The 24,349-nt window shown below is 69.1% G+C and carries 23 protein-coding genes; 14 read left to right on the top strand and 9 right to left on the bottom strand.

Annotation, left to right across the window (positions count from 1 at the left end; translation table 11 throughout):
• Positions 1 to 88 precede the first annotated feature (88 nt).
• Genes ABZX79_RS06560 through ABZX79_RS06545 form a run of 4 tightly spaced genes read right to left on the bottom strand, consistent with a single transcriptional unit; the run spans position 89 to position 3,820 of the window.
• Complete coding sequence (locus tag ABZX79_RS06560) at positions 89 to 1,285, bottom strand: ABC transporter permease (RefSeq protein WP_355252593.1); 1,197 nt, start codon at positions 1,283 to 1,285, stop codon at positions 89 to 91.
• Entirely contained in the window at positions 1,282 to 2,046 is a 765-nt protein-coding gene (locus ABZX79_RS06555; RefSeq protein WP_355252590.1) for an ABC transporter ATP-binding protein, read from the bottom strand. Before ABZX79_RS06555 ends, ABZX79_RS06560 begins: the two co-directional genes overlap by 4 nt.
• Complete coding sequence (locus ABZX79_RS06550; protein WP_355252587.1) at positions 2,043 to 3,194, bottom strand: peptidoglycan-binding protein; 1,152 nt, start codon at positions 3,192 to 3,194, stop codon at positions 2,043 to 2,045. Before ABZX79_RS06550 ends, ABZX79_RS06555 begins: the two co-directional genes overlap by 4 nt.
• Positions 3,191 to 3,820 (bottom strand): hypothetical protein, encoded by a 630-nt coding sequence (locus ABZX79_RS06545; protein ID WP_355252584.1) that lies wholly within the window; start codon positions 3,818 to 3,820, stop codon positions 3,191 to 3,193. The genes ABZX79_RS06550 and ABZX79_RS06545 overlap by 4 nt, the downstream gene beginning before the upstream one ends.
• Positions 3,821 to 4,281: 461 nt before the next feature.
• Between ABZX79_RS06545 and ABZX79_RS06540 the strand changes: the two genes are divergently transcribed.
• On the top strand, positions 4,282 to 4,941 hold the full coding sequence (locus ABZX79_RS06540) for a response regulator transcription factor (RefSeq protein ID WP_355252582.1): 660 nt from the start codon (positions 4,282 to 4,284) through the stop codon (positions 4,939 to 4,941).
• An 8-nt stretch (positions 4,942 to 4,949) separates the two neighbouring features.
• Entirely contained in the window at positions 4,950 to 6,209 is a 1,260-nt protein-coding gene (locus tag ABZX79_RS06535; RefSeq protein ID WP_355252579.1) for an ATP-binding protein, read from the top strand.
• Between the two features lie 253 nt (positions 6,210 to 6,462).
• Here ABZX79_RS06535 and ABZX79_RS06530 read toward each other — a convergent pair whose 3' ends face one another.
• Entirely contained in the window at positions 6,463 to 7,353 is an 891-nt protein-coding gene (locus ABZX79_RS06530) for a LysR family transcriptional regulator (protein WP_355252576.1), read from the bottom strand.
• A 68-nt stretch (positions 7,354 to 7,421) separates the two neighbouring features.
• Here ABZX79_RS06530 and ABZX79_RS06525 point away from each other — a divergent pair, with 68 nt between their 5' ends.
• Positions 7,422 to 8,306 carry an EamA family transporter gene (locus tag ABZX79_RS06525; RefSeq protein WP_355252573.1) on the top strand — a complete coding sequence of 295 codons (885 nt, stop codon included), beginning with the start codon at positions 7,422 to 7,424 and terminating at the stop codon, positions 8,304 to 8,306.
• On the opposite strand, the gene ABZX79_RS06520 is transcribed toward ABZX79_RS06525, so the two are convergent.
• Both ABZX79_RS06520 and ABZX79_RS06515 read right to left on the bottom strand, forming a co-directional pair.
• A complete protein-coding gene (locus tag ABZX79_RS06520) occupies positions 8,280 to 9,728 on the bottom strand; it encodes an amidase (RefSeq protein ID WP_355252570.1) in 1,449 nt (482 codons plus the stop codon). The genes ABZX79_RS06525 and ABZX79_RS06520 overlap by 27 nt on opposite strands.
• 29 nt (positions 9,729 to 9,757) lie before the next feature.
• Complete coding sequence (locus ABZX79_RS06515; RefSeq protein ID WP_355252566.1) at positions 9,758 to 11,404, bottom strand: ABC transporter substrate-binding protein; 1,647 nt, start codon at positions 11,402 to 11,404, stop codon at positions 9,758 to 9,760.
• A 357-nt stretch (positions 11,405 to 11,761) separates the two neighbouring features.
• Here ABZX79_RS06515 and ABZX79_RS06510 point away from each other — a divergent pair, with 357 nt between their 5' ends.
• Positions 11,762 to 12,223, top strand: coding sequence for a DUF3237 domain-containing protein (locus ABZX79_RS06510; protein ID WP_355252563.1), 462 nt, complete (start codon positions 11,762 to 11,764; stop codon positions 12,221 to 12,223).
• Positions 12,224 to 12,228: 5 nt separating this feature from the next.
• On the opposite strand, the gene ABZX79_RS06505 is transcribed toward ABZX79_RS06510, so the two are convergent.
• On the bottom strand, positions 12,229 to 12,639 hold the full coding sequence (locus tag ABZX79_RS06505) for a MarR family transcriptional regulator (RefSeq protein WP_355252560.1): 411 nt from the start codon (positions 12,637 to 12,639) through the stop codon (positions 12,229 to 12,231).
• A gap of 136 nt (positions 12,640 to 12,775) precedes the next feature.
• On the opposite strand from ABZX79_RS06505, the gene ABZX79_RS06500 reads away from it, so the two are divergent.
• Genes ABZX79_RS06500 through ABZX79_RS06485 form a run of 4 tightly spaced genes read left to right on the top strand, consistent with a single transcriptional unit; the run spans position 12,776 to position 16,604 of the window.
• Positions 12,776 to 13,687 (top strand): SDR family NAD(P)-dependent oxidoreductase, encoded by a 912-nt coding sequence (locus ABZX79_RS06500; RefSeq protein ID WP_355252557.1) that lies wholly within the window; start codon positions 12,776 to 12,778, stop codon positions 13,685 to 13,687.
• Position 13,688: 1 nt separating this feature from the next.
• Positions 13,689 to 14,576, top strand: coding sequence for an amidohydrolase family protein (locus ABZX79_RS06495; protein ID WP_355252554.1), 888 nt, complete (start codon positions 13,689 to 13,691; stop codon positions 14,574 to 14,576).
• Positions 14,577 to 14,586: 10 nt separating this feature from the next.
• Positions 14,587 to 16,137: a long-chain fatty acid--CoA ligase gene (locus tag ABZX79_RS06490; protein WP_355252551.1), complete on the top strand. Its 1,551-nt coding sequence runs from the start codon at positions 14,587 to 14,589 to the stop codon at positions 16,135 to 16,137.
• An 8-nt stretch (positions 16,138 to 16,145) separates the two neighbouring features.
• Entirely contained in the window at positions 16,146 to 16,604 is a 459-nt protein-coding gene (locus ABZX79_RS06485; RefSeq protein WP_355252548.1) for a MaoC family dehydratase, read from the top strand.
• A gap of 37 nt (positions 16,605 to 16,641) precedes the next feature.
• On the opposite strand, the gene ABZX79_RS06480 is transcribed toward ABZX79_RS06485, so the two are convergent.
• Entirely contained in the window at positions 16,642 to 17,208 is a 567-nt protein-coding gene (locus tag ABZX79_RS06480; protein ID WP_355252545.1) for a TetR family transcriptional regulator C-terminal domain-containing protein, read from the bottom strand.
• 99 nt (positions 17,209 to 17,307) lie between these two features.
• Between ABZX79_RS06480 and ABZX79_RS06475 the strand changes: the two genes are divergently transcribed.
• From ABZX79_RS06475 to ABZX79_RS06450, 6 genes are all read left to right on the top strand, one after another.
• Positions 17,308 to 19,002: a CocE/NonD family hydrolase gene (locus ABZX79_RS06475; protein ID WP_355252542.1), complete on the top strand. Its 1,695-nt coding sequence runs from the start codon at positions 17,308 to 17,310 to the stop codon at positions 19,000 to 19,002.
• Positions 18,999 to 19,955, top strand: coding sequence for an ABC transporter permease (locus ABZX79_RS06470; protein WP_355252540.1), 957 nt, complete (start codon positions 18,999 to 19,001; stop codon positions 19,953 to 19,955). Before ABZX79_RS06475 ends, ABZX79_RS06470 begins: the two co-directional genes overlap by 4 nt.
• Positions 19,952 to 20,836, top strand: a complete 885-nt coding sequence (locus ABZX79_RS06465) for an ABC transporter permease (RefSeq protein ID WP_355252537.1) — start codon at positions 19,952 to 19,954, stop codon at positions 20,834 to 20,836. The genes ABZX79_RS06470 and ABZX79_RS06465 overlap by 4 nt, the downstream gene beginning before the upstream one ends.
• A complete protein-coding gene (locus ABZX79_RS06460) occupies positions 20,833 to 21,843 on the top strand; it encodes an ABC transporter ATP-binding protein (RefSeq protein ID WP_355252534.1) in 1,011 nt (336 codons plus the stop codon). The genes ABZX79_RS06465 and ABZX79_RS06460 overlap by 4 nt, the downstream gene beginning before the upstream one ends.
• A complete protein-coding gene (locus ABZX79_RS06455) occupies positions 21,836 to 22,624 on the top strand; it encodes an ATP-binding cassette domain-containing protein (protein WP_355252531.1) in 789 nt (262 codons plus the stop codon). The genes ABZX79_RS06460 and ABZX79_RS06455 overlap by 8 nt, the downstream gene beginning before the upstream one ends.
• A 158-nt stretch (positions 22,625 to 22,782) precedes the next feature.
• Positions 22,783 to 24,333 carry a DUF4331 domain-containing protein gene (locus tag ABZX79_RS06450; protein ID WP_355252528.1) on the top strand — a complete coding sequence of 517 codons (1,551 nt, stop codon included), beginning with the start codon at positions 22,783 to 22,785 and terminating at the stop codon, positions 24,331 to 24,333.
• Positions 24,334 to 24,349 lie beyond the last annotated feature (16 nt).

Below are 24,349 nucleotides of genomic sequence, written 5' to 3'. Positions count from 1 at the left end.
GACTGACGCGGGTACGGCGATGCCCGGCACCGCACCGACGCTCCTTCCGCGCGGTGCCGGGCCGGCCACTGTGACGCCGGCGGTGTGACTACGAAGTCCGGAGGGCTTCGGTGGGCTGCATGCGGGCCGCTCGGAGCGCGGGGAGCAGGCCGGCGATGGCGCCGATGGCGATGGCCGCCCCGAGTCCCCCTCCCCAGGCGAGCGGTGGCACGACGGTGGCCCAGCCCTTGATGTGGGCGTAGAAGGCGGTGGCGACGACTCCCAGCGCCACCCCGACCGCACCGCCCATCGCGGCCAGCAGGACCGCTTCGGACAGGAACTGCAGACGGATGTTGCCCTTGGTGGCGCCGAGTGCGCGTCGGAGCCCGATCTCGGAGCGGCGTTCAAGGACGGAGATCACCATGGTGTTGGCCACACCGATGCCGCCGACGAGCAGGGCCACCGCCCCGAGCCCGAGGAACAGGCCGTTGAGCGCGGACTGGGTCGCGGCGCGGGCCACGAGAGCGGCCGACGGCTGGCTGACGTCTACTTCACTGGCGTTCGCCGGGTTGGCTGTCGCCGCGAGCACGTCGCGGACCTCGTTGACCTGATCGGTGTCGGAGCGTACGTAGACCATGGACGGATGACCGTCGAAGTCGAGGTACTTCCGTGCGGCCGGATAGCCGACCAGGACCGAGGAGTCGAGCTCGGGCGCCAGGGTCGCGGAGTTGAGGACCCCGGCGATGTAGAACCACTGTCCGCCGACCCAGATGCGTGCGCCCGGGTGGACCTTGGCGATGCCCAGCCGTTTGGCGGCGGCCGAGCCGAGCACGGCGACCGGCTGTTCGGCGGTGGCGGCGTTGAGGTAATTGCCGCGGGCGACGGTCGTGCGTACCGCGGCGGGCAGATCGAGACTGGCGGCGCTGACCGTGATCGCGTTGGTGTTGATGCTCTTGATGTACGGGCTGCGGAAGGCGTTGGCCTTGGTCTTGCCGGTGCTCTGGACGGTCTCCACCGGGCCGACCCGAGCGATCATCGCCGGAGCGTCCTGCGGCAGTTCGGCGTCCCCGCCGCCCAGCATCTGACCCGGCGTCACGGTCAGCAGGTTGGTGCCGAGTTTGTCGATCTCGGCGAGCAGGCCGGCCTGGGAAGAGGCGGACAGCCCGAGGACCGCCACCATCGCCGCGACGCCGATCGAGATGCCCAGCGCCGAGAGCGCCGCCCGCATCCGCCGGGTGCGCAGCCCGACCCCGGCGGTCCGCGCCATGTCGGCCGGATGCATCCGGCCGGGAGCCGTGGTCGTCATGGCAGATGCCTTTCGGTGTCCAGGGGCTGCTCGTCCGCGGTGACATCGGCGACGATCCGGCCGTCGTGGACCTCGATGCGGCGCGGCAGCCGGGCGGCCAGCTCACGGTCGTGGGTGATCATGATGATGGTGGTGCCCTCGGCGTTGAGTTCCTTGAGCAGCTTGAAGACCGCGGCCCCGGAGACACTGTCGAGGTTGCCGGTGGGTTCGTCGGCCAGCACGATCGCCGGGTTCCCGGCCAGAGCCCTGGCGATCGCGACGCGCTGCCGCTCACCTCCCGACAGCTGCGGCGGGCGGTGGTTGACACGGTGGCCGAGACCGACCCGGGCCAGCGCCGCCCCCGCGGCCTTCATCCGTGCACCGTGCCTGACGCCCGAATACAGCATTCCGTCGGCCACGTTCTCCAGGGCTGTGGCGTGCTCCGCCAGGAAGAACTGCTGGAACACGAAACCGATCCGGGTGGCCCGCAGTCCGGCCAGCGCGTAGTCCGACATCTTGGCGACGTCTTCACCGACGATCCTGACGGTCCCCGAGGTGGGACGGTCCAGGGTGCCCATCACCTGTAGGAGGGTGGACTTCCCCGAACCCGACGGGCCCACGATCGCCACCAGGTCGCCCCGGCGAATGGTGAAGCCGGCCCGGTCCATGGCCACGACCGGCGACACCCCGGGATAGATCTTGGTCACGTTCTCCAGCTGCAGTACCGGCTCACCGAGCTGCCGGGCACCGGTCGCTCGTACCTCCGTCTCGACTTCGGTCATGACGACGGCACCACGATGCTCTGGCCGGCCTCGAGGCCGGTGCCGGTGACCTCGACCTTGCCCGCGGCGTCGTCGAACAGGCCCGGTTTCACGGCGATCAGACGGTGCTTGCCACCGGCCTCGACGACCTCGACCGCGTACCCGCCGCCGGCGAGCGCCAGCAGCGAGTTCACCGGCACCGACAGCACGTCCTTCACGGTCTCCGTGATGATGGACACCTGAACGGGCGCCTGATCGAGCCGGCCCGTCTCCTTCGGCTTCAGCGGCCTGATCTTGACGTCGATGGTGGGGCTGGTCGTCCCCTTCGTCGCCACCTTGCCCACCGCCGACACCACACCGTCGATGGTCTTGTCGGTGGGCAGCGTGATGGTCACCTTGTCGCCGGCCGCCACGTCGGCCTGCTGGCTGGCGCTCAGTTCGACGGTGACCTCCCGGTCGGTGGACGATGCCTGCATCAGGCTCGCGCCGCCGCCCGCCGCCGCGCCGGCCACCCCGGTGACCTTGGTGACCCTGATCTCCTTGGCCGGCATGAACACGGCCTGTCCGAGCGGGAGATCTCCTGTCTCCTTGAGGCCCACGTCGTCCTGAAGCTCCAGGAGGGCGTTGTAGGTCTGCCGGCCGAAGTAGTCCGAGCCGGGGTCGAGTTCGTCCTTGGTGGCGTATTTGAGGGCGACCAGTGCGGCGTTGAGCTGCTTCACGTCAGCGCCTTCGGTCCCCCAGGACAGGGCCCGGTAGACCGGCACGTAGCCGCCGTAGAGCATGATCACCGGCTCTCCGTCGACCCGGTAGAGCGTCTTGCCCTGCTTGATCACCTGGCCGACGGCAGGCATCTTCGTGACAGTGCCGCCGGCCTTGTTGATCACCTGGTAGTCGCCGGCGTACCCCAGCGTCCCGTTCTCCAGGGTCCGGGCGGAGAGCGTTCCCTTGGTCACCTTCGCTGTCGCGGTCGGAGTGCCGTTCTCGATCGTGGCGTCCTTCGCCTTCGTACCGAAGGGATCGGCGATGACGACGCCCACGCCCGCCGCGACCAGAACCGCCAGGGCGATGGCGAGGACACGTCCGCGCCGCCGGCGACGGGGAGGCGGACCGTCGTTGTCCTGGGAGGAGCCGGCAGCCGCGTTCTCCTCCAGAGTCTGCGAGGCGCTCACGAGCCGCTCCCGGATCCCGTCCTCTGCATGTTCTGCGGCTGGTACTTCTTGCATGCCTTCTCTGCCTTCTTGAACTGGGGCGACTGCGGATCGACGTCGCCGCCGGTCTCCGGGAACTGCCAGCCACCGTTCGCGTCGGCGTCCGGGAACTTCGACACGCCGTTTTCCCGCATGCACTTGGAGTACTTGAGCTTGTCGGCCGCGGACCAGGTGTCGTCGCCGTTCCGCTTCTCCTGGTCCCCGCCCATGAGGTGCTTGCACTTGTCCTCGACCTTTTTGAAGTCGGGCGAGTTGGGGTCCGTCCCGGGCGGCAGGCCGAGGCCGCCACCGGGCTGCGGGTCGGGGAAGTCGGGCATGCCGTTCTGGCGCATGCACTTGGCGTACGCCAGCACGTCCTCCTTCCCGGTGGCCTTGGGAGTCTCCGACTCCGAACCGGGCACTTCCGCCACGGTCTCCTTCGGTTCGTCGCTGCCGGAGCAGGCGCCGGCCAACAGCGCGACGCTCATCAGCAGAGCGGCCATCGCGCCGCTCCGGCGCAACCGTCTGTTCCGTCCCGCTTTCGGGTCGGTGCCCTCGATGGCGGTAACTACCATCTTCGTCTCCATTGCTCGCTGGTTCTCCGGCATGAGTCCTTTCTACGGAGGCGGCGGTTTCACCAAGATTTCGCTCCACCGGGCGGCCATTCAGCGGCATTTGGGAATGGAGAAGTCCCGGAAAAGGTGAGCTCGGTGAGTTTCCGGTCGGCCGTAGAGCTTGGCCGGCAGCGCCCCGCTGACGTTGAACCGCTCGTTCATCAACGAGCCCATCTCGGCGTTCGTCTGCTTGCGTACAGGAGAATTCTTTCTACCACTCCCCTGAGTTGACCGCGTAAGACATGAAGGACCGTAGTCGGGCACGCGGGGAACGACGAGTTTGAGCACTTGGACCCCAATTCCCGTAAATACCTTGCCTCCTCCGGTGAATAACAAGTGCACACGGCCTCGCGGTGAAACCCTCAGGAAACCGGAGGTGGGGAACATACTGGATGAGGTGGTCAAGATGTGCCTGGCCGGCTGCGCATCGACGAAGACGAAGGGGGCGACGGGTTGTGCGGGTGCTCGTTGTGGAGGACGACGAGGAGATGGCCCAGACAGTGGCCGTCGGTCTGCGCCGTGCGCAGATGGCCGTCGACGTGACGTTCGACGGTCCGAACGGGCTGGAGCGAGCGCTGTTCCACGACTACGACGTCATCGTGCTCGACCGGGACCTGCCGGGGATGCACGGCGACAAGGTGTGCGCCGAGCTGATCGCAGCCGGGTGCCGGAGCCGGGTGCTGATGCTGACCGCGGCGGCGACGGCGACGGATCTGGTCGACGGGCTCAGCCTGGGGGCCGACGACTATCTCCCCAAACCCTTTGATTTCCCCGTACTGATCGCGCGGATCGGCGCGTTGGCTCGTCGCGCCCATCCGGCCGTGCCACCCGCCCTGCGCCATGGCGACCTCGTGGTCGACACGGCCCGGCGCAGCGCGAGCCGGGGGGACCGGCTGCTGGAGCTGGCGCCCAAGGAGTTCGGGGTCCTGGAGCTGCTCCTGGCTTCCAAGGGCCGGGCCGTCTCGGCCGAGGAGTTACTCGAACGCGTCTGGGACGAGGCCGCCGATCCGTTCACCAGCGCCGTGAAGATCACGATCAGTCGGCTGCGGGCCAAGCTCGGGGATCCCCCGGTCATCGAAACCGTGGCCAAGAGCGGCTACCGGATCTCAAGCTGAGGACGCCCATGTCGGTCATTGCCCGGCTCACGAGCCGGATCGCCCGCTCATCCCTGCCCCGCCGCACGGTGCGGCTGCGCATGACGCTGCTGTACGGGGGGCTGTTCCTCGTGTCCGGCGCCGCCCTGCTGGGTGTTACGTACGTCCTGACGAGCCGCGCCGTCTCCGCGCGGCCGGCCAAGGGCTTCATCCCGGCCCCGGGCACCAGCGACGCGCTCGCGCCGCCCGAGGGCGCTCGGGATCCCCTCAGGCGCAGCGGTTCCGAGATGCTCTCGAACGCGGCGGAGCAGATCCTGGCGCATCAGAAGACCGTCGTCATGCAGGAGTTGCTCGTACAGTCCGGGATCGCGCTCGCCCTGATGCTGGTGATCTCGATCGTGCTGGGCTGGATCGTCGCCGGCCGCATGCTGCGCCCGCTGCGTACGATCACGGCGACGGCCCGGGACATCTCGGCGACGAGCCTGCACCAGCGCCTGGCGCTCGACGGTCCGGCCGACGAGCTCAAGGAACTGGGCGACACCTTCGACGGGCTGCTGAGCAGGCTCGAAGCGTCCTTCCAGGCTCAGCGTCAGTTCGTCGCCAACGCCTCGCACGAGCTGCGCACTCCGCTGGCCCGTCAACGGACGCTCGGCCAGGTCAGCCTGTCGGATCCCGACGCGACCGTGGAGTCCCTGCGGGCGGCGCACCAGCGCATCCTCGCCGCGGGGGCGCAGCAGGAGCGGTTCATCGAGGCGCTCCTCACGCTGGCCAGGAGCCAGGGGGGCATCGACGTCCGTGAACCGTTCGACCTGGCCCGGATGGCTCATGAGGTGGTCGAGGCGAGGAGCGCCGAAGCCCGGTACCGGGGCATCACGTTCCGCTGTTCGATCTCGTCGGCTCTGGCGGCCGGCCACCGTAACCTCGCCGAGCGCCTCGTCACGAACCTTGTCGACAACGCGCTCCGGCACAACATGCCCCACGGCAGGATCGACGTGGCCACCCGGACGGTGGAAGGCCGCGCGACGCTGACCCTCACCAACACCGGTCCGCCGGTCCCGCCGAACGCCATCGATCAGCTCTTCCAGCCGTTCCAGCGGCTGGGTGCCACCCGCGCCGCCCGTACCGAGGGGCTCGGGCTCGGTCTGTCGATCGTGGCGGCCATCGCCGACGCCCATGACGCCGACATCACGACCGGTGCGCGACCGGGAGGCGGGCTGACGGTCACCGTCACGTTCCCCGACATGAGCAACCGCGCCCGGCCGGAGCAGGCCACGGCCCGGACGTGGTAGGGCCCTCGCACGACAGGTGGGGAGACTGACGACCCGGTCGTCCCGGAATCCGGCCGGGCCGGAAGTTGGCCATTCCCGGCCCGATGGCCTCACGGCGGCGGGCAGGCTGAGGAACGCGTCGGAAGCGGCCGGCCCATGGTCAAAACACGAGCAACAGCGCAGCAGGAAGCCGATCAGCGAAATCCCTCCGGCGTGTACAGCCTTGAGGGCGTTGGGGGGGAAGAATCCAGCCCGTAAGGTGGGCTCCCATTCATTACTTCCCGCCGCGTGCCCGATCGGGGCCGGCGCGGTAGAGGTCGGTGAGCAGGGCGACGGCGGCGTGGGTGGTGGGGTGGGGGTCGTGCCGGCGCCAGATGAGGTGGACGGGGATGGGGTCGGCGTCGCGCAGGGGGCGGTAGGCGATGCCGTCGCGGCGGTACTGGTTGGCGGTGGCTTGCGCGGTGACGCCGACACAGCGCCCGGTGGCGATGGACGCGAGCCAGTCGTCGATGTCGTGGGTGTACTCAACGGCGGGGCGGGCGCCTTCGGGCCACAGGTCCAAGGTGGTGGTACCGGTGCGGCGGTCCACCACCAGGGTGCGGTCGCGAATCTCTTCCAGGCGTACGCTGCGGCGCTTGGCCCAGGGGTCGTCGGAGGCGAGGGCGAGGTAGCGGCGCTCGTGGCCGACGAGGGCGTGGGCGTAGCGGCGGGTGTCGATGGGGGTGCGCAGGACGGCCAGGTCGCACAGGCCCTCGGCGAGTCCGCCGGTGGGGGTGTAGTGGCGGATCAGGTGGAGTTCGACGTCGGGGTAGCGGTCGTGCCAGCGGCGCTGGAACTCGGCGGTGTGACGGCCCATCGCGGACCAGGCGTGGCCGATGCGCAGCCGGGTGTGGCCGGTGGTGGCCTGGTGGACCAGTTCGTCGGCCTCAAGGAGCAGGTGGCGGGCGCGGGCGAGGACCTGCACGCCGGCGGTGGTGGGGGTGACGGTGCGGCTGGTGCGGTGCAGCAGCAGCACGCCGAGGATCCGCTCCAGCGCGAGCAGGGTGCGGGAGACCGCGGCCTGGGAGAGGCCCAGCTCGATCGCGGCGTCGGTGAAACTGCCGGTGTCGACGATCGCGACCAGGCAGCGCAGGTGCCGCAGTTCCAGTTCCGTACGACCATCCATGCGTCCAGGGTATAGATAGCGCGTCGGATGCATTTTGGGTATGGGCCGGCGCGGCGGATCGTCATGGCATGGCAATGGACGCTGGTACGAAGACGACGTCGCCCCGGTGGTCCGGGATGGCGCTGATGGTGGGCAGCGGCCTGTCCAACCAGGTCGGGGCGTCGGTCGGCGCGCTCGCCTTCCCGGTTCTCGGTCCGGTGGGAGTGGTGGCGGTACGCCAGTGGGTGGCAGCCGTGGTGCTGCTGAGCGCCGGCCGGCCGAGGCTGCGCTCCTTCACCGCCGCGCAATGGGCGCCCGTACTGGGGCTGGCCGCCGTCTTCGCGACCATGAACCTGACGCTGTACACGGCGATCGACCGGATCGGGCTCGGCCTGGCGGTCACCCTGGAGTTCCTCGGCCCGCTCACCGTGGCGCTGGCGAGCTCCCGCCGCCGTATCGACCTGGCGTGTGCGCTCGCCGCCGCGGCGGCTGTGGTGGTCCTGGCCCGGCCCCGGCCCAGCACGGACTACCCCGGCATCGCGCTGGCGCTGGTCGCCGCGGTCTGCTGGGGCTGCTACATCCTGCTGAACCGCACCGTGGGCGAGCGCCTGCCCGGGCTGCAGGGGTCAGCCGCCGCGGCGACCGTCTCCGGCCTGCTCTACCTGCCCGTCGGCGCGGTCGCCCTGTGGCTCCACCAGCCCACCCCCGGCGCCCTGTTGTGCGCACTGGCCGCCGGGGTGCTGTCCTCCGCGGTACCGTTCCTCGCCGACCTGCTCGCGCTGCGCCGGGTCCCGGCCCGCTTCTTCGGCGTCTTCATGAGCGTCAATCCGGTGTTCGCCGCCCTGATCGGCATGTTCGTCCTCGGCCAGCACCTCGACCTGGCGTCGTGGCTTGCCGTCACCGTGATCGTCACCGCCAACGCCGTCGCCGTGAGCGCGAAGTCCGTCTCAGCTGCTGTTGGACCAGGCCAGTGAAGGGCGGGTTCGCGGTGTCCGAGCCTCGATCTCGGTGGCCGCTCTCAGCAGCAGGTTCTCGCGGAAGCGCCCTCCGATCAGTTGCACGCCGGACGGAAGGCCGTCCCTGATGCCCGTCGGTACCGACATCGCCGGGAAGCCGAGCACCGGAACGGCCTGCATGGGCCATTGCGCGGCGAGCAGTTCCCGTACGCGGCCGTCGCCGGCCAGGTCCGCGTCCTGTTCGAACGGTGGCTCGGCCGACACGGGTGTCAGCAGGATCCGCTCGTCCCCCAGGTACTGCTGAAGCCGGGTGATGAGTGTGCCGCGCCGCGCGTAGCCCTTGATGTAGGCGTCCAGCGTCGGCCGTTCCCCCCATGTCTCGGCGGCGGCGGCAAACGACGAGGCGAGCGAGATCCGGACCGTGTCGTCACCGAACTGCTCGATCTCCGGCATCATCGTGCGCAGTTCCTCGTAGAGCAGCAGCGACCACAGCCGGGCCGCCTCGCCCAGCAGCGGCAGTTCGACCTCCTCCACCTCGTAGCCGGCTTCGGCGAGCCGGCCCGCGGCGTCGTCGATGGCCGCCTCCACCGCCGCGTGGGACTTGGCCAGCCCGACATCGCGTACGACCGCGACCTTCACCGGGCGGGACTCACCGAGGGGCGGGCGCACCGGGAGGCCGACCGGGTCCCGCAGATCGGGTGTGACCATGGCGTTCAACGCCAGTCGTACGTCATCGACCGTCCAGCCCAACGGTCCGTGCACCGCCATGGTCTGGAAGGAGAGCGGGCTGTCGAACTCCACTCCTCCGCCGGGCTCCATGGCGGAGACTAGGCCCATCGTCGGGCGCAGGCCGACCGCGCCGCAGCAGTAGGCCGGGAACCGGATGGAGCCGCCGATGTCATTGCCCTGCGCGATCGGCACCATCCCGGACGCGACTGCGGCGGCGGCGCCGCCGGACGACCCGCCCGGGGTGTGTGCGCTGCTCCACGGGTTGAGCGTCCTGCCGTGCAGATCGTTGCCGGTGAACCACCGTACGGCGAACGCCGGGCTGTTGCTGCGGCCCATGAGGTTCGCGCCGGCCTGGCGCAGTGCCGCGACGCACGCCGCGTCGTCCTGGGCGACGGCGCCCGCCCATGCCGGGATGCCGTGCGAGCTGGCGTACCCGCGCTGCGCGGTGTTGATCTTGGTGGCGACCGGCACGCCGTGCAGGGGCGCCAACGCCTCTCCAGCGGCGACCTGTGCGTCCGCCGCCGCGGCCTGGGCGAGTGCCTCCTCGGGGCGGATGTCCACGAGGGCGTTGAGAGCCGGGTTGGTTTCGTCGATCCGCCGCAGGAACGCCTGCGCGACCTCGGTCGCGGAGAACATCTTGTCGCGGATTCCGGCTGCCAGCTCGGCGGCTGAGCGGTCCCACAGCGGCTTCTCGCCCGTGCTGTCGGTCATCGTTGTCTCCTGGGATGTGAGGTCTCGAGTCACTTCGCCGTACCGCCTATGTGGGCGGCCCACGGCATGCCCATGTAGGCGAAGGAGGTGGGCACGCCGCTGATGCGCTTGTTCATGAACATGCGTTCGTGAGTGCTGGCGAGATAGACCACCGGGACGGTGGAGGTGAAGAGGGCCTGGGCCTCGGTGTAGGCCTTGGCCGACGCCGCGGCGTCCGAGGACGTACGCGCCTTCCCGAGCAGCCGGGTCACTTCGGCGTTGTTGTAGTTCGTCCAGTTGAAGAGTCCCCGCGGGGTGACCATTTCCGCCACGTAGGACGACGGGTCCGGCATGGCGACGTAACCGAAGGTGAGAATCAGGTCGATGCCCTGCCGGATCGAGGGGTCGTAGAAGAGCGAGGACATCTCGGTGGGCTGAAGCTGCCGTATCCGGATGTCGACACCCAGTTTCTTGGCGGCGGCCTGGATGAAGGTCAGGGTCTGCAGCCCCTTCTGGTCACCCGCCGGGATCGCGGCGACCAGGGGCCGTGCCACGGGACCCACCTGGTCCATCAGCTTCTTTGCGCGTTCCAGGTCCGGCTTCGGCACGGCCGGCAGCGCTTCGTAGGCGGCGTCGAACCGGTCGGCGGCCGGATCGCCGCTCCACGTGAGCGGTGGGACAAGCGACTTCAGGGTCGTGGCGTCGCCACCGAACACGTTCTTGATCAGCGCGTTCCGGTCCAGGGAGTGTGACAGTGCGTCCAGGAGCCGGCGGTCGGCGGCGGGGGACTTGGCGCTGCCGGGGATCAACAGGACGTTCTGCGTGGAGGGACCGAGGTAGGTCGCACCGTTCTTCGCCCGGGCGAGCGCGGTGGCGCTGGTGGGCGGCAGTTCGTACGTACCGTCCACTTCGCCGGAGAGAAGTGCGCTGGTGAGTGTGTTGCTGTTGGTGATGAACTTGAAGTCGACCTGGCCGGCCTTCGGCTTGAGCCGGGAGTCCCAGTAAGCGTCGTTGCGTTCGAGAGTGATGCTGTCGCCGGACTTCCACGAGGCCAGTTTGAACGGCCCGGTACACATGAGCCCGCCCTTGGCGGTGCCATAGGCGGCGCCGGCCTTCTGCGTGTACGCCTGCTGGCTGACCGCGCCGAAGGAGGTCGAAAGCGCCTTGGGGAGGGTCTGGTCGTACGCCTTGGTGCGCAGCGTCACCTGGTTCGGACCCGTGGCCTTGATCGACGTCACCGCGGAGAGGTAGTTCCCGTACAGCGCCTGCGTCTTCGGGTCGGTCTGCCGCTCCAGGCTGTAGACCACGTCCTCGGGTGTCATGCGGGAGCCGTCCCAGAACGTGACGTCGGACCGGAGATCGAGCACCAGGGTGCGCGCGTCGGTCCAGGTCGTCTTCCGGGCCAGGCCGGGACTCAGGGAGAAGTCCGCGTTCATCCGCGTCAGCGTGTCGCAGAGGTTCGCTCCGACGGTCTGGGGCGAGTAGTCGCCCACCTTCGCCGGGTCCAGGGTCGTCGGCTCCCCGTAGGGCAGGGCCCAGGTGACGCGATCGACGACTTCGCTGCCGGGCGGAGTAGTGGTGGTGAGCCGGATTTCCCGGGGTGTGCCGGTGTCTCCGCTGGTTGCGGACGTGCAGGACGCTGTGGCCAGCAGGCCCACGCACATGAGCACCGTCAGCACCGGTCTTTGGACAGCCATGGCGGATGCTCCTTGCCGACGTAATAAACGAACGTCATATAACGTTGTTGCATGACACGTTTCCATCCGTCGGGCGAACGAGTCAAGACCCTGGCGTGTTTTCTCCGATCCCCGGACAGGCCGCACGTCCGGGGCTGGTGCAACCGCGCGGAGGCAGGTAGCTTCTGCGTCCATACCGTCGCCCCGCGCACTTCTCAGCGCCCCCAGCGGCGACATCCGGGCAGCATCAATGCCCCGCCTGCGGCAGAACTGCCGACTTGAGCAGCTGTCCCCCGTTACGCGCGCCAGCCTCCAGGGCCCGCCTTCGCCCACTCACGGCGAGCCCCATGAAGCACACCCACTGAACGGAGTCCCACCGTGCCCTTCACTCCCGCTCTCGCGTTCGCCTTCGAGATCCGAGCCCACGTCACCGAGACGCTCCACATCGGCCACGGCGACGGCGAGAACACCGAGTTCACCCCCATCGTCGGAGGCACCGTGGAAGGTCCCCTGCTCCGCGGAAAGGTACTGGCAGGCGGCGGTGACTGGAGCAGCACCCGGGGCGAGGTCTGCGAGCTCGACGCGCGCTATCTGATCCAGGCGGAGGACGGCGCGGTGATCGACATCGTCAACCGCGGCTTCTACCGGCCCAAGCCCGACAGCCCGGACCAGTACGACGGCGACCTCCAGGTCTCGGAGGCCGGCCACTACTACCGGACCTCCCCGGTCTTCCGTACGGACGCGCCCGCGCATCGATGGCTCGCCGAGACGGTCTTCGTGGGGCTCGCGCGCCCCGAGGGCGAGGACGTCGTCGCCATCCGCATGTACGCACTCAAGTAAGGGCGTCAGGACAGCGCCCGCCACGCACGGTTCAAGGTGTCGCGGAACTGGGCGGTCTCCTCGGGGCTGAGGTCCCGGACCATGTGCTCTTCGAGCTGCCGAGCCGGCTGCGCGTACTCGGCCAGCAGCCGGCGGCCGGCGTCGGTGAGCAGGACGAGCCTCTCCCGCCGGTTGCGGGGGTTGAGTTCGCGGCGGATCAGACCGCGGTTCTCCAGCGTGCGGATCATGTCGGCCATGGTCTGGGCCGTGACGAAGGAGTCCCGGGCGAGCTGCGCGGCCGACACCCCGTCGTTTTGCTCCAGCACGGTGAGGGCCGTGTACTGCAGCGCCGTGACACCTGCGGGCTTGAGCAGCTCCTCCAGGCGTGCGCGCACCACCAACTCGGTCCGCTTGACCAGGTAGAGCAGGGACGCCATGTCATGCCTCCACGAGATTCCGTCTGAACGTCAACAGGGATCCAGATTAGGCCATTGACAGGATTCCTGAGAATCGACCAGACTCCCCATCATCAGGATTCCTGTTAATCACTGCAGAACGAGAGAGGCGCGAGACATGGATCTGCACGGAAAGGTCGCCGTCGTCACCGGCAGCGGACGTGGGCTCGGTCTGGGGTACGCCCAGGCCCTCGCCGCAGCAGGAGCCGCCGTCGTCGTCAACGACGTCGACGGCGACGCGGTCGACGCCGCGGTCGCCGCCATCACCTCCGCCGGCGGCAAGGCCACCGGTGTCGTGGCCGCGGTCGGCGACAGCCGGGCGGCCGAGCAGCTGGTCGAGACGGCAGTGCGCGAGTTCGGACACCTGGACGTGCTCGTCACCAACGCGGGCATCCTTCGCGACCGGGTGCTGTGGAAGATGACCGACGAGGACTTCGACGCCGTCGTCAACGTTCACCTGCGCGGCACCTTCACGTGCGCCCGGGCGGCGGCAGTCCGCATGCGGGAGCAGGGCACCGGTGGCCGTCTCATCCTGATCTCCTCGCCGGCCGGGCAGCGGGGCAACTTCGGCCAGACCAACTACGCCGCCGCCAAGGCCGGCATCGTCGCGATGGCGCGTACCTGGGCCATGGAGCTGGCCAGGGCCGGCATCACCGTCAACGCCGTCGTTCCGGTCGCGGCCACCGATATGACCAAGACCATTCCGGCCTTCGCGCCGGTTCTCGCGGAGTCCGAGCGCACCGGCGACCCCCTCCCGGACTGGCTGCGCAAGGACGAGGGCCTGGGCACGGTCGAAGACGTCGCCGGGCTCATCACCTTCCTGGCCTCGGACTCCTCCAAGGACGTCACCGGGCAGGCGATCGGCATCGGTGGTGACCGGCTGGCCCTGTGGGCGCACCCCCAGGAGAAGGCGGTCGCCTTCGCCGACGGTGGCTGGAGCGCCGGCGCGATCGCGCAGGAGTGGCACGGCGGCGTCGGCGCGGAGCCCGAGACGTACGGCATCCCGGCCCCCGCAGCACCGGAGGCCTGAGATGAGCGGCCTCGCGCTCGACCTCGACGCACTGACCGCCATCGACATGCACACCCATGCGGAGGTCTCCAAGGACGGCCGCGGCTCTCTGAGCCCCGAGCTGTTCGGCGCCTCCGAGGAGTACTTCAAGGCCCACGGGCACCGGCAGCCGACCATCGAAGCCATGGCCTCCTACTACCGCGAACGCCGCATGGCCGCCGTGGTGTTCACCGTGGACGCCGAACACGCCACCGGGCACCCGAGGATCGCCAACGAGGAGATCGCCGAAAGCTGCGCCGCCCACCCCGACGTGCTCATCCCGTTCGCCAGTATCGACCCCCACAAGGGCCGGGCCGGAGTGCGCGAGGCCCGCCGCCTGGTGGCGGAGTACGGAGTACGCGGCTTCAAGTTCCACCCCAGCATCCAGGCCTTCTCCCCCAACGACCCACTCGCGTACCCCCTCTACGAGGCCATCGAGGAACTCGGCGTACCCGCGCTGTTCCACACCGGTCAGACCGGCATCGGCGCCGGTGTCCCCGGTGGCGGCGGCATCCGGCTGAAGTACTCCAATCCCATGCTGGTCGACGACGTCGCCGTGGACTTCCCGCAGTTGCGGATCATCCTGGCCCACCCGTCGTTCCCCTGGCAGGACGAGGCACTGGCGGTGGCCACCCACAAGCCGCACGTCTACATCGACCTGTCCGGCTGGTCGCCGAAGTATTTCCCGCCGCAGCTGGTGCGGTACGCCAACACCCTGCTCAAGGACAAGGTCCTCTTCGGCTCCGACTACCCCGTCATCACCCCCGACCGGTGGCTCGCCGACTTCGACAAGCTCGACATGAAACCCGAGGTCCGGCCGAAGATCCTCAAAGACAACGCCGCCCGCCTGCTCGGCCTGCTCAAGGACTGAAGGAGTCGCCGTGTTGAACCAAGGCATCGGTTCCTGGCCGGCCCGCAGGGCCCGTAAGACCCCGGACCGGATCGCCGTCGTTCACGAGGACCGTACGTGGACCTACCGAGAACTCCACCAGCGAGTACTGCGCCTGGCCCACGCTCTGCGCGCGCTCGGAACAGGCCGCGGCGACCGGGTCGCGTACCTGGGCCCCAACCACCCGGCCTTCCTCGAAACGCTGTTCGCGACGGGTGCGCTCGGAGCGGTCTTCGTCCCCCTCAACATCCGACTGGCCGCTCCGGAGCTGGCCTACAACCTCTCCGACTCGGGCAGTACGGTCCTCATCCACGCACCGGAGCAGGCCGAGGCCGCCTCTGCGGCCGCCGCAGAGGCCGGCGTGCCCCACCGCATAGCCCTCGACGGGGCCGGGGCCGGTGTCATCGGCTACGACGAACTGCTCGCCGGCGGGGGAACCGAGCCGCTGGACGAGGCCGTCGCCCCGGACGAACCCTGCATGATCATGTACACCTCCGGGACCACGGGCCGGCCCAAGGGCGCCGTCCTCTCCCACGCCAACATCGCCTGGAACAGCGTCAACGTCCTCGTGGACACCGATCTGGCCGGCGACGAGATCACCCTGGTCGCCGCCCCGCTGTTCCACACCGCCGGTCTCAACATGACGTGCCTGCCCACCCTTCTCAAAGGCGGCCGCGTGCTGCTGCTCCCCGCGTTCGACCCCGACCGCGTCCTGGAACTCATCGAGTCCGAGCGCGTGACGTACATGTTCGGCGTTCCCACCATGTACGACGCCCTGGCCGCCCGGCCGCGGTGGGCCGACACCGACCTGTCCAGCCTGCGTACGCTCAACTGCGGCGGCGCACCCGTCCCCGCCCGCACCATCGCCGCGTACCTCGCCCGCGACCTGGCGTTCAGTCAGGGGTACGGCATGACCGAGGCCTCCCCCGGGATCCTCTACCTGGACAGGGAGCAGACCTCGGCCAAGGCCGGCTCCGCGGGCGTACCGCACTTCTTCACCGACACCCGCGTGTCCCTGCCCGACGGCCGCGAGGCCGCACCCGGGCAGAGCGGCGAAATCCTCGTCAGCGGCCCGAACGTCATGTCGGGCTACTGGGGCCGACCGGAAGACACCGCGGCCGCCTTCGCGGACGGCGGCTGGCTGCGCACCGGCGACGTGGCCCGGACAGACGGCGACGGGTACGCCTACATCGTCGACCGGGTCAAGGACATGTTCGTCTCGGGCGGGGAGAACGTCTATCCGGCCGAGGTCGAGGACGCGATCCTGAGCCATCCCGCGGTCGGCGAGTGCGCGGTCATCGCAGTGGCGGACGAGGTCTGGGGCGAAGTCGGCCGCGCCGTCGTGGTCCTCAGGCCCGAAGCCGACGCCGAAGTCGACACTGACGAGGACGCCATCCTCGGCCACCTGCGCGGCAGGCTGGCGAAGTACAAGATCCCGAAGTCCGTCGTCTTCGCCGGCGATCTCCCCCGTACAGCCTCCGGAAAGATCATCAAACCAGCCGTGCGCGAGACCTACGCCGGCCACCCTACGCACCCCGAATGAGGAACCCCATGCCCGCAACAGCCCACGGCCTCGACGAACTCAAGGCCCTCAGTGGAGCCGACCTCGGCCGCACCGACTGGCGGGAGATCACCCAGAACCGGGTGAACACCTTCGCCGACGCCACCGATGACCACCAGTGGATCCACACGGACCCGCAGAGGGCCAAGGAGGGCCCCTTCGGCGGGCCCATCGCCCACGGCTACCTGACGCTCGCCCTGATCATCCCGCTCTTCAACGATCTGCTGGACATCACCGGCATCTCCATGAGCGTCAACTACGGCCTGGACAAGGTCCGTTTCCCCAGCCCCGTGCCGGTCGGCGCGAAAGTCCGCCTGCACGGCGCGGTCGGCTCCGTGGAAGAGGTCAAGGGCAACGGCGTACAGATGCGGCTGACCTTCACCGTGGAGGTCGAGGGCAGCGACAAGCCCGCCTGCGTGGCCCAGGCGGTCTACCGCCACTACGCCTGATCCCCGTTTACGCCTGATCCCCCTCCGGCGGGCTCCGTCAGTCCTCGACGAGCGCGTCGACCACGGCCCGGGCGACCCGGCCCGCCCGCTCGGCCGTCCAGTAGGCCGGATCCTCCACGGTGGAGATGAAATAGCCGCGGGTCAGCAGCGAGAGGATGTCGGCGGCCAGCTCCGCATCGGGTACTCCCGCCGCGATGGCCGCGTCGACGAACTCCTGGCGTGATTCACGCGGTTCGCGGTGGTCGACGCCGTTCGGGTCGGTGTGCGCCGACGAGAGCATCTCGACCCACAGCGTGCGCAGCAGCAGGTCGTCGGGTTCGGTGCTGAGGTGCCATTCCACCGTGGTTCGCAGACGCTCTCTGCCTACCAGGTCCTCCAGGCGGGCTTCCAGGTCGGTGCGCCAGCGGGACTCGGCGGCACGGACCGCGTTGATGATCAGGGCTGTCCGTGTGGGCACGTAGTTGGTCACCATCGCGGTGGAGCCGCCCAGTTCCTTGGCCACGGCGCGGATGGTGATCGCGCGAGCCCCGTCGCGGGCGGCGACCGCGAGGGTGGCCCGGGCGATTTCCTTGCGGCGCTGGACTTCGTCGACGTCGATCGGCATGGAGGCAACCTAGCTCAGAGGGGGTTGACGCTGCGGGCATTAAGATGCAACGCTGTTATATCACATTGTTTTCTCAATGTTACTTCGCGTGGAGAGCCCATGAGCCTTGCCGTTGAGCGCGTTACTGCCCAGCCCGTCCCCCAGCACGCGCAGCAGCACATGGTGCGGATGCGGGACGGAGTGCTGCTGGCCACCGACGTCTATGGCGCCGGCCCTGAACCCGCTCCGACCGTGCTGGTCCGACTGCCGTACGACAAGAACAGCCGATACGTCTTCTTCGAGAAGGTCGCGCGGCGGTTCACGGCGCGTGGTTACGTCATGGTGGTCCAGGACGTCCGCGGAAAGTTCCGCTCGCAGGGCGAGACGCTGGGCTGGACCGGCGAGGTGGACGACGGGTACGACACCATCGAGTGGCTCACGCACCAGCCGTGGTCCAACGGGCTCGTGGGCATGTTCGGCGACTCGTACTACGGCTTCACCCAGTGGTCCGCGGTCGCCGGCCAGCACCCCGCCCTGCGCGCCATCGTCCCCCGCGTGACGTGCACCAACAACGGCCCTGGTGTGGCCAGTTACGACGCCGGGTCCGGCCGACAGCCCTTGTGGCTGGAAGGCGCCGACTACCAGGCGCACGTCTGGATCGACAACGACAGCTACGCGTTCGAGGCTGACCTCACCAAGCGCCCGCTGATCGCGGCGTACGAGGAGGCCTTCGCGGTCATCGGGAAGCGCTCGGCGGGCTTCGACCTTGTCGTCGGCGGCATCCCTCTGCGCCCGTACAACGGACCGCATCCCTACGACGCACGCCCGGTCCCGGTCCTGCACTGCGTGGGCTGGTTCGACAACCTCGGCATCGCTCACATGCGCGACTACACCGAACTGGCCCGACGCCCCGGCTGGGCGGCGGTGCAGTACCTGATCGCCGACACGACCGACCACGAGAACTACTTCCTGGAGAACGCGCCCGTCTCCCCGGAGGCCGATCACCTGGTCAGCGAGGCCGCTCTCGACGGCATGCTCGACGCGTACACCGGGCCGGCACTGGAGTTCTTCGACGTCTTCCTCAAGGGCACGACGCGGCCCGAATCACTACCGCGAGTGCGGTGGAAGCTCGGACACGCCGACTGGCGTACGTCGACGGCCTGGCCCCCGCCGCAGGCGACCGGAACCGAGCTGTACCTGGGGGCACCGGAAGCCGCGACCAGTCCGGTGCCGGGCGGCAGGCTCGCCGCCGCTGCGGCACCTGACGCGGAGTCCGTGGAGTCCGTGGAGTGGCGGTACGACCCGGACGACCTGGTGCCGTCCGCCACGGCGGACACCTTCATGGTGTTGCGCGATCATCCGGACGAGCGCCCTACGGCGGACCGGGACGACGTCCTCGTCTTCACCGGACCGGCCTCCGACGCCCCGCTCGATCTGGCCGGCCCCATACACGCGGTGCTGCACGTCGAAAGCACGGCGCCCACCTTCGACGTATTCGTCAGGCTCCTCGACCTGGCACCGGACGGCACGGCCCGGCTGATCGTACGCGGCTGTGCACAGGCGGACGCGCCGGGCGAGATGGAGATCGCTCTGGGCCACACCGGTTACCGGGTGCGCCCGGGCCACCGTCTCGCGCTGACCGTGGCGAGCAGCGACTTTCCCAACCACCTGCCCAACTCCGGTTCGCACGAGAACCCGTGGCTGACGACCGCTCCCAAGGCGAGCGTCCAGCTGCTTCGGACGGGAGCCGCGCATCCCTCGCGCCTGCGCCTCACCGTCCTGCCCGACAGCGGTACGGGGGGTGGTCCGAGATGACGCTCCGGTTCGTCGCCACCAGGCTGGCCACTCTCGTGGTGACCGTCCTCGCCTCCAGTCTGGCCATCTACGGCGCCCTGTTCCTGACTCCCGGCGACCCCGCCACGCTGCTCGTCGGCGGCAGCCGGAACCCGGACCCCGAGGTGCTGGAGCGGATCCACCGCGAGTACCACTTGGACGATCCGTTCCTGGAGGGCTATTGGCACTGGCTCAGTGGCTGCCTCCACGGTGACTTCGGGAAATCCCTGGTCTACCGCGACACCGTCGCCAACCTGATAGGCGCCCGTGCGGGCGACACCCTCTCGCTGGTCACCTACGCCTCCGTCCTGGTCCTCCTCGCCGGCACGCTCATCGGCACGATCGCCGCACTGCGCGGCGGCCGGATCGAAACGCTGGCCACGACGCTCACGGCCGGCGCGATGGCGGTGCCGACGTTCATCATGTCGGTCCTGCTCATCTGGGTGTTCGCCGTCCAGCTGCCGTGGTTCCCGGTGTACGGGTCGGGCGAGGGCTTCACCGGCACCCTCTCGCACCTGACGCTGCCGGCTCTCGCGCTGGCGGTGACCTGGACGGGCTACGTCGCCCAAGTCACCCGGACCGCCGTGCGCGCGGAGATGCGCGCGGAGCACGTGGAGACCGCCCGCAGCCGCGGCGTACCGGAGCCGACCGTCATCAGACGGCACGTTCTGCACAACGCCTCCGGCCCCGTCTTCGCCGTGTCCGGCGTCGGCATCGCGGGCCTCATCGCCACCGCCGCCGTCGCTGAGCAGGCGTTCGGAACCGGCGGGCTGGGAGCGCTCATGATCGAGGCGGCGTCCAAGCAGGACATGGCTGTGGTCCAAGCCGTGTCCCTGATCTTCGTGGTCGTGTTCGTCGTGATCAACACCGCCGTCGACCTGGTCAGCGCCGCACTCGATCCCCGAACCGCGCAGAAGCAGAAGGGGACCCGATGAGCACCACCCTTTTCAGCCGCAGCCCTGCACGCCGTCCTGGCCGTCCGGCCCGTACCGAGGACCGAATTGACCGCCCACGCGACTACGTGACGCTCGGCGCCGGCGGCGTCGTCGCCATGTTCCTCCTGCTGGCCGCGCTGGGTCCGCTGATCTCCCCGCACGACCCCAACGCCGTCGACCCGCTCAACGTCAACGCCGGAGCCTCCGCGGTCCACCTCCTGGGCACTGACGACACCGGACGCGACATCCTGTCCAGGCTCATCTCCGGTACTCGCTCCAGCCTGGCGGCACCGGCCGTGGTGATCCTCATCTCCACCACCCTCGGCACCATGCTGGCGCTGACCGCCGCCTGGGCCGGGGGCTGGATCGACCGGTTCGTCTCCGGTGCGCTCGACGTCATTTTCGGCTTCCCCGGCCTGATCATGGCGGTTCTCGCAGCCGCTGTCTTCGGGGCGGGCCTCACCGCTCCCGTCGTGGCCCTGTCGATCGCCTACCTGCCACTGATCACGCGCGTCGTGCGATCGGCCGCGATCAAGGAACGCAATCTGCCGTACGTCTCGGCGCTCCAGCTCCTCGGGGCTCCCACGCACCGCATCTGGCTCCGGCATCTGCTGCCGAACCTGCTGCCCTTCGTCCTCGTCCAGGCCACCATCGGTTTCGGGTACGCCCTTCTCGACGTGGCGGCGATCTCGTTCCTCGGGCTCGGCAGCCAGCCGCCGGACCCCGAGTGGGGACTGATGGTGTCCAACGGGGCCCCCTCGATCCTCGCCGGCCAACCACAGCAGTCGCTGTACGCGGGCCTCGTCATCCTGGTGGTGGTGGTCGCGTTCAACCTGCTGGGGACGGGGCTGTCCCGACGCCTGCTCGGAGAAGACGCATGACATCGTCACCGCTGACATCATCACCGCTGCTCCAGATCAACGGGCTGAGGCTCGATCTGCCCCTCGACGGAACCATGCGGACCGTGGTCCACCGAGCGGATGTGAGCATTGACGAAGGCCTCGCCGTGGCCCTGGTCGGCGAGTCCGGATCGGGTAAGTCGCTGACGGCCCGTTCCGTTCTGCGCCTGCTGCCGAACGGGGCCCGGCTGCACGGGGATCTGCGTTTCGCGGGCGAGTCCGTCCCGGACATGACCCGGGAGCGGCTGCGTGAATTCCGCGCCACCGACGTGGCCATGGTGTTCCAGGATCCGCGGGCCCACATCAATCCGGCCCGCAGCGTCGGCGACTTCCTGGTGGAGGGACTGACCGCGGCGCGCGGCGTCCCCGCCGCCGAGGCCATCGCCAAGGTCACGGGAATCCTGCGGGAAGTCGGCATCAGCGATGCCGACCGGCGCATGCGGCAGCGTCCCCACGAACTGTCCGGCGGCCTGCTGCAACGGGTCATGATCGCCGCCGCGCTGGCCGCCGAACCGCGGCTGCTGCTCGCCGACGAGCCGACCACCGCGCTCGACGTGACTACCCAGGAGGAGGTGATGGCCATCATCGGCGAGGCACGTGAAGCCCGCGGTCTCGCCATGCTGTTCATCACCCACGACCTGGAACTGGCCGCCGCTGTGTGCGACCGGGTCATGGTCATGTACGCGGGTACGACCGTCGAGGAACTCCCGGCCACCTTGCTCCGCCACCAGGCCGCGCACCCGTACACGCGCGCCCTGCTCGCGTCCCGCCCGGCCGTCGGCGACACCAGCACCGAGCTGCGCGCCATCGCCGGGAGACCGCTGTCCGGCTTCGAGGCGCCCCACGGGTGCGCCTTTACCGACCGATGTCCCAGCGTGCAGGACCTGTGCGTCAGTGACCGCCCCCGGCCGCGTTCCGCCGGCGACAGCACAGCGGCCTGCCACTTCCCCCACACGCTCCCGACCGAGGAGGCCGGCAGGCATGCTTGAGGTAACGAACCTGCGCAAGGTCTTCGGGGACTTCGTCGCTGTCGACGACGTCACATTCTCCCTTCCCGAGCGGGGATCACTGGCGGTCGTCGGCGAGTCGGGATCCGGCAAGACGACCACCGCGCGAATGATCGCCGGGCTGGAGGCTCCCAGCGGAGGGCAGATCGTCGTCGCGGGAAGCGGGCGCCCGTCCGGACGAGTACGGCCGAATGTGCGGCGAGTGCGCAGCCGGCAGATCCAGATGGTGTTCCAGGACCCCTACTCCTCACTCGACCGGCGACAGCGGGTGTACGACGCCGTAGCGGAGGCGGTCATGCTGCACCGGCCTCTGCCGAAGGACGCACTCCACGCCCGGGTCTCGGAACTGTTGGACATGGTGGGGCTGGACGACCGGCAAGCGAGGTCCCTGCCGAAGGCCCTGTCAGGCGGACAACGCCAACGCGTCGCTATCGCCCGTGCCTTGGCCGCCGAACCGCGGGTGCTCATCCTGGACGAGGCGATCGCGGCGCTGGACGTGTCGATCCAGGCACAGATCCTGAGCCTGCTCGCGCGTATCCGAACAAACACAGGGACAACACTGCTGTTCATCACGCACGACCTCAGCGCCGTCCGGCACGTCAGTGAGGAAGTCCTGGTGATGCGGGCCGGGAAGGTCGTCGAGCACGGCCCGATCGCAGCCGTCCTCGACCATCCACAGGATCCGTACACGCGGCGCCTCATCGATTCCATCCCCAAGCCGGGCTGGAAACCGCGCAGAAGGACGCAGAGCACCGACACCTGAACGGCGCTGACGCGCCTCCCGGCCCGGACCTGACGGCTCGGCCGTCACGCACCCCGCCGATCTTTCAGCCATCGAGACCGAACAAGACGGGTTCGGCGCACGTACTGGACGTACAAGCACGCCGGTACGGACGAGATGACGGATGAGGGACGGACGAGATGGCCGTAATCACCAGAAGTGTGTGGACTAGGCCCGGTCGCGGGAGCATCGCTCTGCTGGCCTGTGGTGCGCTGGCAGGCGGAGGACTCGCAGCTGCCGGCGTGACCGTCCTGGAGCCGCGGGCGGCGGCCGCCTCCAGCCACCGGGAGGCGCCGCTGATCTCCGGGCAGCCGCAGTTCGACAACACGGACGTGTACGCGTTCGTCAGCCCCGACCATCCCGACTCGACGACTCTGGTGGCGAACTGGCTGCCGTTCCAGGAGCCGGCGGGCGGGCCGAACTTCTACACCTTCGCCAACGACGCACGCTACGACATCCACATCGACAGCGACGGTGACGCCCAGGACGACCTGCTGTACCGGTTCACGTTCAAGGACCACCGCAAGAACGAGAACACCTTCCTCTACAACACAGGTGCGGTGGAGAGCCTGGACGACCCGGACCTCAACTTCACCCAGACCTACGACATCGATCTGCTGCGGCTGGCGCACGGGAAGACCGTCTCGCGGCACAAGCTCGCGAAGAGCCTTCCGGTCGCCCCGTCGAACGTCGGCAAGGCGTCGATGCCCGACTACCAGAAGCTGCGCGACCAGGCGGTGCAGAAGGTCCCCGGCGGGCTCAAGGCCTTCGCCGGTCAGGCCGACGACCCCTTCTTCCTCGATCTGCGGGTCTTCGACCTGCTGTACGGCGGTGATCTGTCGGAGGTCGGGAACGACACGCTCAAGGGCTACAACGTCAACACGATCGCCCTGCAGGTGCCGAACTCGTACATCCGCGAGTCGGAGAAACAGCCGGTCGTCGGCATCTACTCGACGACGGAGCGCAAGAGCGCCTCCGGCCACTGGACACGCGTGTCCCGGCTCGGCATGCCACTGGTCAACGAAGTCGTCAACCCGGTCAAGGACAAGGACAAGTTCAACGCGTCCTCCCCCGAGAACGACGGGGACTTCCTGAAGAACGTCACCGAACCGGAGCTGCCGAAGCTCATCGAGGGCATCTACAAGATCAAGGCTCCGGCGGAGCCGCGCAACGACCTCGTCTCGGTGTTCCTGACCGGTGTCAAGGACGTCAACCAGCCGCCGAACGTCACACCGTCGGAGATGCTGCGCCTGAACACCTCCATCAAGCCGGTCGCGGAGCCGAAGCGGCTCGGCGTACTGGACGGCGACAACGCGGGCTTCCCGAACGGACGACGACTGACCGACGACGTGCTGGACATCGCGCTTCAGGTCGTCGAGGGCGAACTCGTCGGTTCGAAGAACGACCTGGGTGACGCGGTCGACGCCAACGACAAGAAGTTCGCCGCCAGCTTCCCGTACGTCGCCCTGCCCACCTCCGGCTCCGACGGCAGGAAGGCGGCGGAGGCAGACACCAAGGCGGCCGCCACGGGCCTGACGGGCGGGGTGTCCTCGATCACCGCGTCGTGGGACGACAACACGGTGATGCTCGTCTCGGCCGCCTCAGGGGCGGCGGGGGTGCTGCTCGTCGGCCTCGGCACGGCATACGTGCGCTCACGTCGTCACCCCGTACGCCGGTCCTGGCTCGGCTGACCTCCGGCCGAGAACA

This window comes from Streptomyces sp. NPDC002994 (assembly GCF_040611155.1).
Classification (GTDB): domain Bacteria; phylum Actinomycetota; class Actinomycetes; order Streptomycetales; family Streptomycetaceae; genus Streptomyces.
This window is presented reverse-complemented; position numbering and strand designations above follow the sequence as displayed.